The sequence below is a fragment of the Fibrobacter sp. UBA3718 genome, from assembly GCF_002371935.1.
Taxonomy (GTDB): domain Bacteria; phylum Fibrobacterota; class Fibrobacteria; order Fibrobacterales; family Fibrobacteraceae; genus Fibrobacter.
In genome coordinates this window covers 1-13,673 of sequence record NZ_DFHR01000010.1, presented here as the reverse complement: position 1 = coordinate 13,673, position 13,673 = coordinate 1, and the positions used below count along the sequence as shown (strand labels likewise).

General features: G+C 57.8%; 13 protein-coding genes and 1 tRNA gene. 8 read left to right on the top strand and 6 right to left on the bottom strand.

Annotated features, from left to right (window positions below; translation table 11 throughout):
- Both B4A77_RS03110 and tsaA read left to right on the top strand, forming a co-directional pair.
- The coding region (locus B4A77_RS03110) for a winged helix-turn-helix transcriptional regulator (RefSeq protein WP_290738207.1) at nt 1-267 on the top strand (267 nt) is incomplete at its 5' end.
- 160 nt (nt 268-427) lie between these two features.
- A complete protein-coding gene (gene tsaA / locus B4A77_RS03105) occupies nt 428-1,240 on the top strand; it encodes a tRNA (N6-threonylcarbamoyladenosine(37)-N6)-methyltransferase TrmO (RefSeq protein WP_290738205.1) in 813 nt (270 codons plus the stop codon).
- Here the strand turns inward: tsaA and B4A77_RS03100 are convergent.
- From B4A77_RS03100 to B4A77_RS03090, 3 genes are all read right to left on the bottom strand, one after another.
- On the bottom strand, nt 1,215-2,993 hold the full coding sequence (locus tag B4A77_RS03100; RefSeq protein ID WP_290738202.1) for an ATP-dependent nuclease: 1,779 nt from the start codon (nt 2,991-2,993) through the stop codon (nt 1,215-1,217). The two genes, tsaA and B4A77_RS03100, sit on opposite strands and share 26 nt — an antisense overlap.
- Before the next feature lie 48 nt (nt 2,994-3,041).
- Nucleotides 3,042-3,115, bottom strand: a tRNA-Ile gene (locus tag B4A77_RS03095).
- The gene (locus B4A77_RS03090) at nt 3,106-4,536 is read right to left on the bottom strand and encodes a glycogen synthase (protein ID WP_290738200.1); all 1,431 of its coding nucleotides are present in this window, start codon (nt 4,534-4,536) and stop codon (nt 3,106-3,108) included. Before B4A77_RS03090 ends, B4A77_RS03095 begins: the two co-directional genes overlap by 10 nt.
- A 148-nt stretch (nt 4,537-4,684) precedes the next feature.
- Between B4A77_RS03090 and B4A77_RS03085 the strand changes: the two genes are divergently transcribed.
- Nucleotides 4,685-5,746: a hypothetical protein gene (locus B4A77_RS03085; protein ID WP_290726153.1), complete on the top strand. Its 1,062-nt coding sequence runs from the start codon at nt 4,685-4,687 to the stop codon at nt 5,744-5,746.
- Nucleotides 5,747-5,795: 49 nt separating this feature from the next.
- Here B4A77_RS03085 and opgC read toward each other — a convergent pair whose 3' ends face one another.
- Together opgC and B4A77_RS03075 are read right to left on the bottom strand one after the other, a co-directional pair.
- Entirely contained in the window at nt 5,796-6,872 is a 1,077-nt protein-coding gene (gene opgC / locus B4A77_RS03080; protein ID WP_290738198.1) for an OpgC domain-containing protein, read from the bottom strand.
- Between the two features lie 32 nt (nt 6,873-6,904).
- Nucleotides 6,905-8,023 carry a hypothetical protein gene (locus B4A77_RS03075; RefSeq protein WP_173366032.1) on the bottom strand — a complete coding sequence of 373 codons (1,119 nt, stop codon included), beginning with the start codon at nt 8,021-8,023 and terminating at the stop codon, nt 6,905-6,907.
- A 107-nt stretch (nt 8,024-8,130) separates the two neighbouring features.
- Here B4A77_RS03075 and B4A77_RS03070 point away from each other — a divergent pair, with 107 nt between their 5' ends.
- The 4 genes from B4A77_RS03070 to recF are packed head-to-tail and all read left to right on the top strand — an operon-like array spanning nt 8,131 to nt 12,558.
- Entirely contained in the window at nt 8,131-8,766 is a 636-nt protein-coding gene (locus B4A77_RS03070; protein ID WP_290726150.1) for a LolA family protein, read from the top strand.
- Nucleotides 8,767-8,768: 2 nt separating this feature from the next.
- Nucleotides 8,769-10,394 carry a hypothetical protein gene (locus B4A77_RS03065; protein ID WP_290738195.1) on the top strand — a complete coding sequence of 542 codons (1,626 nt, stop codon included), beginning with the start codon at nt 8,769-8,771 and terminating at the stop codon, nt 10,392-10,394.
- Nucleotides 10,394-11,443, top strand: a complete 1,050-nt coding sequence (locus B4A77_RS03060; RefSeq protein WP_173366034.1) for a hypothetical protein — start codon at nt 10,394-10,396, stop codon at nt 11,441-11,443. Before B4A77_RS03065 ends, B4A77_RS03060 begins: the two co-directional genes overlap by 1 nt.
- Entirely contained in the window at nt 11,440-12,558 is a 1,119-nt protein-coding gene (recF, locus tag B4A77_RS03055) for a DNA replication/repair protein RecF (protein WP_290729808.1), read from the top strand. Before B4A77_RS03060 ends, recF begins: the two co-directional genes overlap by 4 nt.
- Nucleotides 12,559-12,657: 99 nt before the next feature.
- Here the strand turns inward: recF and mscL are convergent, their stop codons facing one another.
- Nucleotides 12,658-13,098 carry a large-conductance mechanosensitive channel protein MscL gene (gene mscL / locus B4A77_RS03050; protein ID WP_290726144.1) on the bottom strand — a complete coding sequence of 147 codons (441 nt, stop codon included), beginning with the start codon at nt 13,096-13,098 and terminating at the stop codon, nt 12,658-12,660.
- Nucleotides 13,099-13,184: 86 nt separating this feature from the next.
- Here mscL and B4A77_RS03045 point away from each other — a divergent pair.
- Nucleotides 13,185-13,673, top strand: a 489-nt coding sequence (locus B4A77_RS03045; protein ID WP_290738192.1) for an EamA family transporter, incomplete at its 3' end; no start/stop codon positions are given.

Genomic DNA, 13,673 nt, shown 5'->3' with positions numbered 1-13,673 from the left:
CAGACTTTTGCACAGACTTTTGCACAGAAAATCCGTTCCAGATTCAAACAGGAATCGTCCTTCAAAAAGGCTTGTGATGGTTGCTTCCGCTTGATGGAATTTGTAAACCAAAATCCGAATATTTCATCGGGAGAATTGGCTGAATCGCTAAATCTTAGCCGTCGAACGGTTGCCACATACCTTAAATACCTCGTTGATGCGGAACTACTAAAACGCATTGGCCCCGACAACGGCGGCTATTGGGAGATTTTGGGTAATGGTAAGTAATGGCGATAATGTTGTGAAAGCCCGCTTCCTACCTCGGTCGGGGAACGCCCACTTTTGGCTGTCGAAAACATCATGGAGTATCTTTGCGATGCTCCCATGGAAGATTGAAACCAACGAGTTGGAAGAAATTTCAGTATGTGCAAAATCTATATTTTCTGCTATGCGGTTCATCCCGATCGGTACATTCTACGGCGATGCCGTTTATAAGTACGACGCCCCTCGGCAGGGGCGCCTGTTTGCGGGGCATCCTGGCCGCATCGAGCTGAATGCGGGGCAGAACTTCGAGATGGCGCTCCGCGATCTGGACGGGTTCGAACGCATCTGGGTCATATTCCAGTTCCACGAGAACGAGGGCTGGCGCCCGACGACGCGACCGCCGGTACCGCCCAAGGGGAAGGACCGCGTGGGAACCTTTGCCAGCCGTAGCCCTTACCGCCCGAACCCTATCGGGCTTAGCTGTGTACGTCTGCTTAAAATCGAAGGTCTTACTTTGTATGTAGACGAGGCTGACCTGCTGAACGGCACCCCGGTGCTCGACATCAAGCCGTATATCCCTATGGCGGACGCCTTCCCGGATGCGCGTGCGGGCTGGGTCGAGGAACAGGAAGGCGACCTGTGGACCGTCACCTCAACCGAAGATTTTGCAAGACAGAACCGCTGGATTGCAGAACATAGCGAATTCGACCTGGAAAGCTTTGCGCGCGTGCAGCTTTCCCGCGGGAACTTCTCGAAGGATGTGTTCGACAGTTCGCGCCGGCGCCTGACCGTTGACGAAAATGCAAAAACGGGAGTGCTTGCCTACCGCACGTTCCGCATCCATTTTACCTACGACGAATCGAGCCGCCTGGTTTGCCTGCAGCGCGTGTCGAGCGGCTATACCGCCGGCGATTTGAAAGAAGGCACCGAAGACAAGTACGGCGACAAGCAGTTACATCGGGATTTTCTAGTTAGGTATCCCGACTCCCGTCGATAATCCACTGGCAGAGCGCCATGATTCCGTCGTAGTCGGGGAGGTTCTTGACGAAGTTCTGGCCCTTGCAGCGTTCGATGAACCCGCTCCAGGTCGCCTCGTTCTTGGCTTCGAGCCCGAGGTGTTCTTCGATGGCGCCTTTCGTCCACACCCAGATTCCCTGGTTGCGCAGCTTCATGTGGATGCTCTTGATGGGCTTCTCCGCCTCGGGCATCGCGGCCATCATGGCATACGCCTTCGCGGCCGATATGTTGCTGTGCTTGTTTACGGGGACGCCGTTCACGAGGCGCAGGTGCTGGTGGAACGCCAGCTCGCGGAAGAGGTTGCGGCAGGTCTTGAGATCGGGGTCGTTTGAATCGAGGAAGCCGTCGCGGGTCGCCGTGGTGAATGCGTAGTCGAGGTCCACGATGGCGCGCACGGGCATGTCCATCGCCGAGAGAACCTGCATGCTCTTGCGCGTGTTGCTCACGCCTCCCTGGCGCACGAGGGCGCACTTGATGAGAGCGAAGCTCTTGCCGGTAATGCGTTCGAAAAGTGCCGGGAGCACGCGCCATTCCGTCTTGCCTTCGGTCAGGAGCACGTAGTCGGCGAACAGGAGCTCGTTGCTGTTCGAGAGGCTGAAGAGCATCTGCAGCTGGCTCGGCGCATCCTGGATGACCTGGTGCACGGCGTCTTCCATCCGCTTCCGCATGAACGTTCCCTTCTCCTTGTTCTTGCGTATAAGGAGCGAGGTGCTCACGTCTTCGCTTGTCACCATCTGCGCGGAATGCGTCGCGTAGATGATCTGGTAGCCTTCGTTCGAGAGGTTCTTGAGCGCGACGCGCGTGAGTTCCACGGCCTGCGGGTGCAGGTAGAGCTCGGGCGAGTCGATGAGCAGCATGGTGCGGCTCAGGTAATGGTTGTTGTGGTGTTTCTTGATGTCGGCGAGGTAGCGCACGAGGGCCATCTGGATGGCGCGCTGGGAGCCTGCGCCCATGCGGTTGATGTCGCGTTCGAACCCGTCGTCCTCGTCGATGACCTTGAGGGTCGCCGTCTTGAGGAAGGTCTCGAGGGTCGGGATGGGGATGTCGAGTTCCACGCGAACGCTCGGGAACAGCGGCTTGAGCATCTCGTTCACGTCGTGGTCGAAACTCTGGATTTCGGCGGCCTGGTTCTCGCTGTGGGGGCTCAGCATCTCGCTGAAACGGCTGAGGATGTCGTTGAACTCGCCGCCGAATCGCCTTTCGAGCGGCTTGAAGATTTCGTGCAGGAGCTTGGTGAATACGCGGTTGCCTTCGAAGTCCCAGATGGCGATGGGTTCGGGGAACATGCGCCGGAAGGCGTGACGGAATTCTTCCGTCGCGCGCGTCCATTCCTTGCGCTTCTCGTTCCGGTGGTTGCTCGGGGTGAATACCCACATCTCGGCGTTTTCGGGATTTTCGCCGGGGACGCGCTGCATCTTCTTGATGCGGAGCCTTTCGGCGCAAAGGAACGGCTTGATCTCGGCGGCCTTCTCTTCGCCCAGGCGGTTGAGGACGGTTTCGGTGATGCCTTCGAAAATTCCTTCGACTTCGACGGGCTGGTTCGGGTCGTCGAAGAACGAAATGTCGAGCGAGAACTTGGACAGGAGCCAGCGGATGCCCATCAGGATGTTCGTCTTTCCGGCGTTGTTGTAGCCGATGAGGGCGGTGAATCCGCTCAACGGGAATGTCTGCCGCTGGATGGAACGAAGGTTGCTAATCGTAATCTCTGAAAGTCTGAGTGCTTGGGGCTGCATGTCTTCAATATATATAAAAAACGCCACCTTGGAAGGATGGCGTTTTCGTGGGACCTCCGGGACTTGAACCCGGAACCCGCGGGTTATGAGTCCGCTGCTCTAACCAATTGAGCTAAAGTCCCAGTTCGCCCAATATTAGCAAATATTTCGAAATCGTGCGGTCCCATTCGTAATGGAACCCGCTGTAGGCGTTGACTACGGCCTTGTCCCAGTCGGCGACTTCGTTGCGGTAGACGTGCAGCGCGTCCTTGAGGCGGCGCAGCATCTGGTGCGGGGCGTTCGCATCCTCGACGAGGAACGCGTTCGCGCAGCCGGCGGTTTCGGGGGCGTAGTCGTCGAGCATGGTCGCGACGCCGATGTTGCTGCCGGTGAGCGGGAGTGTCCCCGCGGCAAGTGCCTTGAGGATGATGGAGGTGGAGGGCTCGCGGAGGTTGGCCGCAAAGAGGATGTCGGATGCGGCGAGGACTTCACGGAGAGGTCCGGTGTTCTCGGCTCCCTTGGCGAGCGGCCACACGTGCAGGATGTCGGGGTACTGGTGCGCGAAGTCCTGGTAGTAGTTCCATTCGGGGGCGTCGGGATACATGCCGACAATGACGAACACGTCCTGCTTGGTGATGTCGGCGAGGATGGTGGCGAGCGTCTCGGAGGTCTTGCCGGCTTCTTCGTCGAGGTGGACGTAGAGGGCGAGCTTCGAGTCGAAGTCGATGTTCAACTTCTTTTGGAGGGCGAGCTTCGCCTTGTGCTTCGCTTCCTTGATGGGGAGGTTCTCTTCGCGGTTGAAGTCCCACACCTTGTAGCTCACGCCGAACTGCACCCCGATGAGCTTGTCGGCGTTGTAGTTCAGGAACCCGCTGAGTCCGCCGGGCAGGTTCGTGTTGAGCATGGCGTCACGGTAGCCGGGCGAGGGGAACAGGACCTTCTCGGCGTAGCAGATGCCCGCCTTCAGGAGGCTCACCTTGCCCCAGAATTCGTAGCCGTCCATGTTGAAGTCCTGCGGGGGCAGTCCAATCTTCTCGATTTCGCTCGCCGGGATATGGAAGTCGTAGGTGATGTTATGGACGTTGAAGAAGAAGGGGGTGTGGCCTGCGTAGTTCGTGTAGGTGGTGCGCGCTAGCGCTCCGACGAGGGCGCCGCCCCATTCGTGGCCGAGGATGGCGCTGCACTTGAAGCCGCTTTCTTCGGCATAGGCGAGGGTCGCCGACGCGAGGAAGGCGAACCGCAGGTGGTTGTCGCTGTAGGGGAGGTCCTTGGGCGGGCCGTAGACGTAGGGCCGGCCGAAATATTCGTCGTTGTAGATGTAGGTGTGCAGGGGGTCGGATTCCGACTTCCAGACCTCGTAGGGCTTGCCCTGGAGGCGCTCGGTGCCCCGGAATACGCAGTGGTAGTCGGTCGTGTCCTGGAAGAGCCTCTTGTAGAAGGGGGAACAGGTGACGACGTTCACCCCGGCACGGGCGAAAGCGTCGGTCAGCCGGTTGACTGCCGTAGCGAGTGGGCTTGGCGTTTGCCAGTTGCCAGCTTCGGGGCTTACGACTAGGATTTCCATTCCCTGAACACCTCTCCAAATAAAAATTTACCATTAAAGGCAATATAAGACAAATTTATTTATTTAAATTACATTTTGTAAGACCCCCTTGCCTATAAGGGTGGGTAATCGGGTCATTTTTGAACTAAAATCCACGAGGTTTTGAAAAATGAAGAAACTCTTTCTTGCTGCTCTGGCCGTATCGGTCGCTTTCGCGCTGACCGGATGTAAGGGCGCCAACGAAAAGCGCGGTGACGAGCATCTGCAGGCCAACCGCTACAAGAACGCCATCAACCAGTACCTGGACGCCCTCAAGAAGGGTAAGGTTTCCGATGAGTTCTATGACAACTTTACCCTCGCCCTCGTGCGTGCCGCCAATGCGGAAGCCAAGGCCGACATCAACAGCAGCCTTTTGAGCGGCTACTTCGACCGTGCCGTTTCCAACGTGCCCAAGGTCACCAAGCCGGAAGTCATCGAAGAATTCGTGACGAGCTACGCGAACGTGGGCAAGGTCCAGGCCGCCCAGGAAGGTATCGACTACGGCACCATCCTTCAGGCATTCGCAAAAATCGATACCGCGCTTTCCGTGGCCAAGCGTACCAACACTGCCGAAGCTGCCGTGAAGACCATCCGTAACGAGGCCGAAAAGCTTTACGTTTCGAAGGCCCTCCCCGAAGCTAACGACGAAAGCGATCCGGTGGTCTGCGAATACATGCTCCTCCGCATTGCCGAAGTCGCTCCCGAAAATGCCGACGTGAAGGCGGCGCTCAACAAGAGCCGCAAGAGCACCCGTGGCTACTTCCTCATCTTCGGTGAAAACATTCCCGACCCGTCCGGCAAGCACCGCGTGGACAAGTGGGGCTACGTGATGGCCCTCCCGACCATCAAGATTACCCCGACCTCCCTGAGCGGCGAACTCCAGTTCTGGGCCTCGACCGGCAACAACACCGTGCTCGACCCGGAAAAGATTACGCTCGTCTCTACGGAAGGAAAGACCGTCACGGCCAAGGCTGGCACCGGCTGGTGCGAAGCCGAAGTGCTCGTGGGCAAGAAGGGCGACGAGAAGATCGAGAAGAAGCGCCAGAACCTGAAGAGCGGCGAAAAGGGCAAGCTGATGAACGAATTCCAGTGCGGCCTCAATGTCTCGTTCTCCTTCGAGAAGGGATTTGTCCCCGACTACATCCATTACAAGGATGACTTCGGCGAAGGCAAGAAGTTCCTCGGTCAGTAATCGACGACGCGACAGAAACTGCACAAGACCCCGGCTCCGCCGGGGTTTTTCATTGCACCGAAGGTGCCCGCGAAGCCCTCCCTAATCGTATCTTAGCGAGGGCCCACAGCAAAACGCAGGCTGCAACCGGGACGAGTATGTTCCACGGTCCGTGGTAGCGGATGCTCCCGGGAGTGTTCATCCAGATATAGACGAACACGATGTGGGCGGTGTAGATGTCGATGCTACAGCGGCCCATTGCGTTCGTGGGCCTGAAGTCCAGCAGGTTCGGCCACTTACGGACGATGGCGCAGATGCCGAGCATAAAGACAAAGAAGTTTGCGAAACGGAGCGGCCCCACGTGGACCTTGCTCGTGAACGCTTCTGCGGGAAGCGGGAGCGCGATAAACTGGTGCGACCACAGGAAGCAGAAGACGAGCGCTATGACGATGGCCGGCGAAAGTGAGCGGACCAGGGCGACGGTACGCGGGTGACCGGCGGATTCGTCCTTGCGTGCGAGCTTCCACCAGGCGGCGACGGCCGTTCCCGAAAAGTAGACGCATTGCCAGGCGAAGGGGTCGAAGTCCCCGTGGTGGATCCACTGCGGGAAGGCTGAATTGACCAGGTCGCGGAGCCCGAATTGCGCGGCAATCCAGACGGCAAGCGACGGAAGCCAGAGCGCGAAAACTTCGCGCTTGCGTTTTGCCTTCAGGAACAGCGGCATGGCGACGGGACCGAGCATGAGGAAGATGACATAGAGCGGCAGAACGTCGAGCCATTCGGGTGTGTTTACGAGCGTAAGGCTCCAGAAGCTACCTGCGACGGGGTGCCCGTAGATGGACTTGAACAGCGGGGCGGTCTGCGGCATTATGGCAAGCCCGGCGATGGCGAGGGCTGCAAGCGTTGCGATGTGGTAGCGCCAGGTCTTGAAGGCGCGGGCGAACATCCAGCGCTGGCCCGGGTCCTTTGCGCATTTGCTTGCGGCGGCGAGCAGCCCCACGAATCCGGAGAGGAAAAAAAAGCCTTCGGCCGCACTGAAGAAGCCGAAGCACTGGTAAAGGTAATAGGAGATGGGCCTTCCGAAATGGTCGAGGGTCATCTGCAGGAGCAGCAGGCCGCGGATGGAATCTAGTGCCCTTATCCTCACGGATTATCCCGTGGCGTTGCGCCTGCCGGAGGCTAGAAGCTCGCCTTTGCGCTGATACCCATCGCGAAGTCGGTCTCGATCTGGTCGGCGAAGTTGTAGCCGCCCCAGAATACGAGTTCGGTCTTCATTGTGGGATAGAGGTAGAGGTTCAGGCCGAGGTAATGGTAGTCGTCGTCCTCCTTTTCGAGGTCCTTGTTGTGGTATTCGTAGCCCACGCCCATGCTGAACTTCTTGTGGATGATGAAACTGGGTTCGATGGCGAACATCATCTGGTCTTCGGTGAAAATCTGCACGTCGGCATCGTAGCGGTCGTCGGCCAGGGCCACGAAGAAGCTAGCTCCCAGGTTGAAGAAGTCGTAGTTGAAGCTCGGTTCGACGAGGAAGGAGTGGACTCCCTTGCCCTTGTAGGGGTGGATTCCCCATACGGCGTAGACCCCGTAGTTCATGTTCTCGAGGCTCTTGGTGTAGTCGACTTCGAGACCGAACACGTAGGTGTGGCTGCGGCCCATGTCCTTGCCGAATACCCAGTCGACGCTCGGGGTGAGCACGAGGTGCTGGTCCACGTGGTTGACGAGCGGGTAGGAATAGGTGGCGAAGAGCGCCGCGGAATGTTCGTTGTTCTCGGAAGCGCCGAAGTAGACCTTGCCCGAGCCGTACTTTTCGTTGCCGACTTCGATACCGGCACCGCGCAGGTTCTGTTCGCGGACGATGACGGCGTAGCGGGCGGGGTCGCGCCAGTAGTAGTAGTTGAAGGCGCCTGCGCTATAGGTGAGGTCGCCGAACACGAGGCCGATGTCGTGGGTGATGTCCCAGCGGAGCTCGACACCGTCGAAATTGAACTCGGTGTACTTGCCGCCGTCGCCCATGGCGGTCGAGTGCGCGTAGAAGTGGCGCCTGGTTTCGGAGGCTTGGTAGTTGCCCAGGGTGTCCTGGTAGCTCGTGTGGGTGTTCGCTTTGACGGTCACGGAAACGTTCTCGTCCATGTTCGCCTTGGCGGAAAGGTCGATGTCCTGGTTTGCGGCGTTGATGGGGCTGAAATGCTCGTCGAAATAGCTACCGTAGTCAAAGTTGACGGATCCGTGCAGTTCGACATCAACGGCGAGCGCGAAGCTTGCGGACATGAGGGCGATGGGCAGAATGAGTTTGCGCATAAAATCCTTCTAAAAAAGTTTCTTGGCAAAAGATAGAAATATATCTTTGAAAAACCCAATGTCCAGAAGCCGTTTGTTTTGTATTTTTGTGGATATTTAGGAGCTTTATGAAATTTCGCAGATTCTTTTTTGCAATGGGTGTCCTTGCGTTCCTTTGTGCGCAGGCGTTCGCGCTGACCGCCGACGAGGCCATGGAAAAGTCGAAAACCTGGTTCAAGTCGGGCAAGGCGTGGAAACTCGAGTTCCAGGTGCAGATGTTCTATTCGGAATCTCCCGACATCGTAAGCCAGAAGGGAAAGCTTCTGGTGGCCGACGGGGACCGCTTCACGCTCGATGTCGCTGGAATCAAGTTCTATAGCGATGGCGAGAGCATGTGGCAGTACAACCCGGAACAGAAGCAGGTGCTCATCAAGGCGATTGAGGACCTGTCGTCGGCGTTCCACCCGTCGGAGCTCCTGTTCAAGTATCTTGGCTGCAAGGCGCGCGAACTGAAGGAAGCCGAGTTCAACAAGCAGAAACTCTGGGTGCTGAAGCTCGACCCGTCCAAGTACGCGGGGCAGTTCGACCAGATGGAAGTCTGGCTTTCGCAGAAGGATTTTTCGCCGGTGAGGCTCTTTACGGTTGACCCGTCCGGGAACGCGACCTGGTACAACATTATGAACCTGAAGGTGGTGAAGCAGGTTTCGCCCGATGACTTCAGGTACAAGCCCGTAAAGGGCGTCGACGAAATCGACATGAGGTGATGATGGATGTGAACTTGTACAAGGCGCTGCGGCGTTCTCTTGCTGCCGTGACGCTGGCCTCGGCCGGTGCCCTCGCCGCAAACCAGACGCTTTTCAGCAACTGGACCTATTCTGTCGCTCCCGGCGGAACGGATGGCGCCCTGTGGGTGTTTTCCCGCGGAAACGTGAATAGCGGCGTGACGCTTCTGAGTCTCAAGGTGTCGGCTTCGGGACAGGTCCAGGTGGACGATGCCGTCCAGGATGCGGTCTCGGATTCCACGACGGCTGTCCAGGACGGAATCTTTATCGATGTCAATGCGGAACGCAGGCGCATCCCGGTCGCATCTGCCGGCAGGCTCGGGACCGTATTCCCGATGTATGGGCTCAAGCGCGACAGCAGCTTCCTTCAGCCGAAGGGGTTCATCTCGGTTCGCGGGATCGGGAACGTTGTCGAGACTCCGCTGGAATTCCCGGTAGCGGCGGAAGATGTCGAATCGGCGATGGACTATGCCGTGAGCGGGCTTGCCTTCGATTCCTCGAGTTCGACATTGTGGATTGCCCGCGGGATCCTGGGGCTTACGGGCTACAACATTTCGAAGGGGGCGAACGACCCGAAGGAGTTCCGGCTGATTTTTGACCGAGACTCCAAATCGCTCGATTCGCTCAAGCTGAACGCGACGAAGGATCTCTCGAAATATACGGAGGTGCTCGATGTCGCCATGGATAACGATGCGGGAGACTTGTGGCTTGCGACTTCGCGCGGACTCTGGAAAATGGCCCGTGACGGCAAGCTCTCGCTTGCTTCCAAAGCGCTCGATACCATGCGGGTGACGGGTGTCTGGGTCGGGGGCTCGCCGCTGCAGGTGATTGCGGAAACGCAGTCGAAGGGCAAGGATCCGGTCGTGGGTGCGCTCTGGCGCAAGAAGGCCGGCGCCTCCGGTGACTTTGCGAAGATCCCGTTCCTTGACCTTGACGGCAAGGCCCAGAAAAAGGATGTCTATGACAATGCCGACTACACGGTGAGCGCCATCGCGTTTGTCGGAAGCATGGCGTTCGTTGGCGTCCGGACGGTGGGCGGCTCCGTTAGTGGGTTGCTGAAGCTCGATTCCCTTGGATTCCGGGCCTACGAAGTCGACGAGGACGAACTCGCCTGGCTTTACGGGTTCGAGATGGGCGTCACCGACCGTGACGTGGTTATCTGGTCGGTTACTTCGTTCCCGCTGGCGAAGGGGATGACGGGGCTTGCTGTCGCTGCGGACGGGAACGGCGTCTCCGTTTCGGCCGATACGGGCAAGACCTGGACTCCGGTCCTGAACCGAGCCAAGCTGGGCGGCGACCTGGGGACGGTGCGTATGGTGCCTTCGGTCATCACGGCGGGCTCGGAATCGCTTGTTTCGTACAAGGTAAGCAAGGACTCGAAGATTACCATCGAGGTGTTCAGCTACGACATGCGGAAGGTGCGCAAGATCGTGAAGTCGGCTCCGCGCTTTGCGGACAAGTCTCGCAGTACGAATGCGAGGGAAGACGTGTGGGACGGCCTTGACGACTACGGCAATCCCTGCACCATGGGCGTCTATTACGTGCGCGTGAAGGACAATCATGGGCATGTGGGCTGGGGCAAGGTCATGTCGCTCGGAGGGGGTCGCTGATGCTTATGCGTAAGATTTCCCTTGGTGCCTTGTTTGCCCTTGCCCTGTTTGCGTCTTCGGCTGTCGCTGGAGTCGTGGACAAGAAGGCTGCGCTTGGCGGCTACGACGGATTCGTGGAACGCATGGGGGCGGGAACCCGCGAACTCGGCCGCGGCAATACGGGTTCTGCGGATACATCTGCCATGCCCGGTGCCTATTGGAACCCGGCCATTCTCGGATTCCGGCAGAATTTCAATTACACGCTCAATGCAGAACGCCGCAGCCTGGACCGCACGGGCGGTTCGCTCGGGCTTGAAACCTCCGTCGGAAACCGCATGGGGATTGGCTTTGCCATGCTCTACCGCGGCGATATCGATTTCGAGGTGATTGACGAGGATGACCAGACTCTTGGATCGGCGACCCCGTTCTTCTCGATGATGTATCTCGGGTTCTCCTTCAGGGCAACGCGTCGGGATGCCTTTGGCGTGTCGCTTTCGTTTGGCTATGACAACATGGACATCGCGGAGTATTATGATGACCTGGACATGACCGACGGGTTCACGAGTCCGATGGCGCTCAATTTCGGGTGGCTTCGCCAGTGGAACGAAAAGTGGTCGTCGTCCGTCGTCATCCGGAATATCAGCTTTAGCAAGAACCTTTCGGCGCGCTGGACTCGCAGCCCGAGTTCCGATAACCGCATCCCGTCGACGGAGGGCGTGCGCCCCAAGGTGCTGCAGGTAGGCCTTGGCTACCGTTCTAAAATCATGGGCAAGCCCGTGTATGCATGGATGGAAGCGCTTGACTACCAGGTGGCGGATACGCTTCTCGTGTTCGACCCGCAGCATCACGTGTGGACGGGCCGTGTGGGTTTCGAATGCGAAATCATTCCCGCGGGAACCGTGCGTATCGGCATGGATGATTTGAATGCGATGCTTGGCCTCGGATACAAGTTCGATGTGCGCATAGGCAAGAAACGCTACCTGTTCGACGTGAACTATGCCTTGACTTACGAATCTAGCGCCGGGCTCTTTAATCCGCTGAGCTTCGGCGTGAGGGGATTTATCCCGTGATAAGCTCGCTGTCGGTCCGGAACGTTCGAAGCCTGTCTGGAGGCGCTTCCGATTTTCGCGAGTTCGCCTTTTCGCATGGGGTGAACGTTATCCATGGGCCAAACGGCTGTGGCAAAACGACTGTGCTTGAGGCTGTGCACCTGCTTTTGCAGGGGTTCTCGTTCCGGGCGCGGGACCTGAAAGAACTGATTGCCTGGAATGCCGACGAGATGATTTTACGCGGGTCGTTCTATGACGAATCCCACGAATGGAACCGTGCGTTGCAGGTGGGAAATGCCGGAACGGTCGTAAAGGAAAACGGCTCGCCGCTTCGAACGGCGTCGTCTTTTTTCGGGAAGATGCCCGCGGTAATCATGCAGCCGTCCGATATCGAACTTTTGCGCGGTGCGCCCGAAGTGCGCAGGCGTTGGCTCGATGAAATCCTCTGCTTCCGTTCGGCGGCGAACGCAAGCGTGCTGCGCAACTACAAGCGCGTGCTTCAGCAGAGGAACCAGTGGCTCAGGCAGTTCAAGAAGGATGGGAATGCGGTCGGAGGCGAAGACCTTTTCCAGGTGCTGACGGGCCAGCTGGTGGAACTCGGGGCGAAACTCTGGTCGATACGGCTGGAACTTTCCAAGGAAATTTCTCCCATCATCACGGGTTACTACAGGCGCCTTTCCGGTGGTGTAGACGAGATTACCTGCGATTACAAGAGCTCGATTCTTAGGGAATTCGATGCGTCCGGAATCCCGAACGAAGATATGCTGAAGAATGCCTTCGCGGAAAAGCTTGCGGGGCTTGAACTTGTAGAAAAACTGCAGGGAATCACGATGTCGGGACCTCACAAGGATGATCTCGCGCTTTGCGCCTCGGGATACGAGATGCGTTCGGTGGGATCGCAGGGACAATGCCGTTCGGCGGCTATCGCCATGCGCTTTGCCGCGGTCGATGTTGCTTCCCGCTATCTAGCGAAGCCGGTCCTTTTGCTGGACGATATCTTCGCGGAACTCGACGTGAACCGCCGCGATGCGGTCGCCGCGCTTGTTCGCGAGAAGGATTGCCAGGTGCTGATTGCCACCCCGCAGTTCGAGGAACTGCCTTTTAAGGCGGATTCGGAAATTTCTTTAAGCGACTAGGGAGGAGTTCCTCCTCCCTAAGACCCTCCCTAAAACAAAAATAAAGGCCGCCTTGCAGCGGTCTTTGTTTTGAATTTGGAAAGGTTCGCGCGAACTTTTTTACTTCTTCAGCAGGTCACGGATTTCGGTGAGGAGCTTCTCTTCGGCGCTCGGCTCAGGAGGGGCCGGAGGAGCAGCCGGGGCTTCTTCCTTCTTGCGCATGTTCTGCATGAATCCGAGGAACTTCTTCATCACGATGAACACCACGATGGCGACGATGAGGAAGTCGATGATGCCGCCGATGAAGTTGCCGTACGGGATGGTCACGCCGTTAGCGGTGGTGTAGGCGAGAGCCTTGAGGCCTTCGCCCGCGTCCTTGCCACCGGCCATGGAGATGATGGCCGTGACACTCGGCATCACGATGTCGTTCACGAAGGAGGTGACGATTTTACCGAATGCGCCGCCGATGATAACACCGATGGCCATGTCGACGATGTTGCCCTTGAACGCGAAGGCCTTGAACTCTTCGAGAAGGGACGTTGCTTTACCTTTGATACCCATATGGGCTCCTTTGTTGATTGTTGTCTATTTTAAAAAATAGTATTGTGGCCCGTGTTGGCAACTCATTTTTCTAAATTTGGCGCGCTATGTCATGGTTGATTCTGGCTTTCGCCTCGGCTGTTTTTTTGGGCCTTTATGATCTTGCGAAGAAAAAATCGGTGCAGGACAATGCCGTCCGCCCGGTTCTCTGCCTCTGTAGCGCCTTTTACGCCCTGTTCATGCTCCCGCTCCTGCCCCTGGGCTTCTGCGAGCCGCTTTCGCTGCACGACCACCTGCTGCTGATGGCGAAGGCGGTCATCGTGGGCCTTAGCTGGCTCTTTACCTACAATGCTATCGCGCATATGCCGCTTTCGATTTCGACCACGATACGCGCACTGGCCCCGCTCTTTACCATCATGATTGCGGTAGGCTTCATGGGCGAACGCCCCTTCCCGCTCCAGTGGGTGGGGATTGCCGTCTGCGTTTTTTCCTACATCGGGCTGAGCCTTGCGGGCAGGAAGGAGATGGGACATTTCTTCAGCAATGGCTGGGTGGTGTCGATGCTCATCGGGACGATCCTTGCCAGTTGCAGCGGG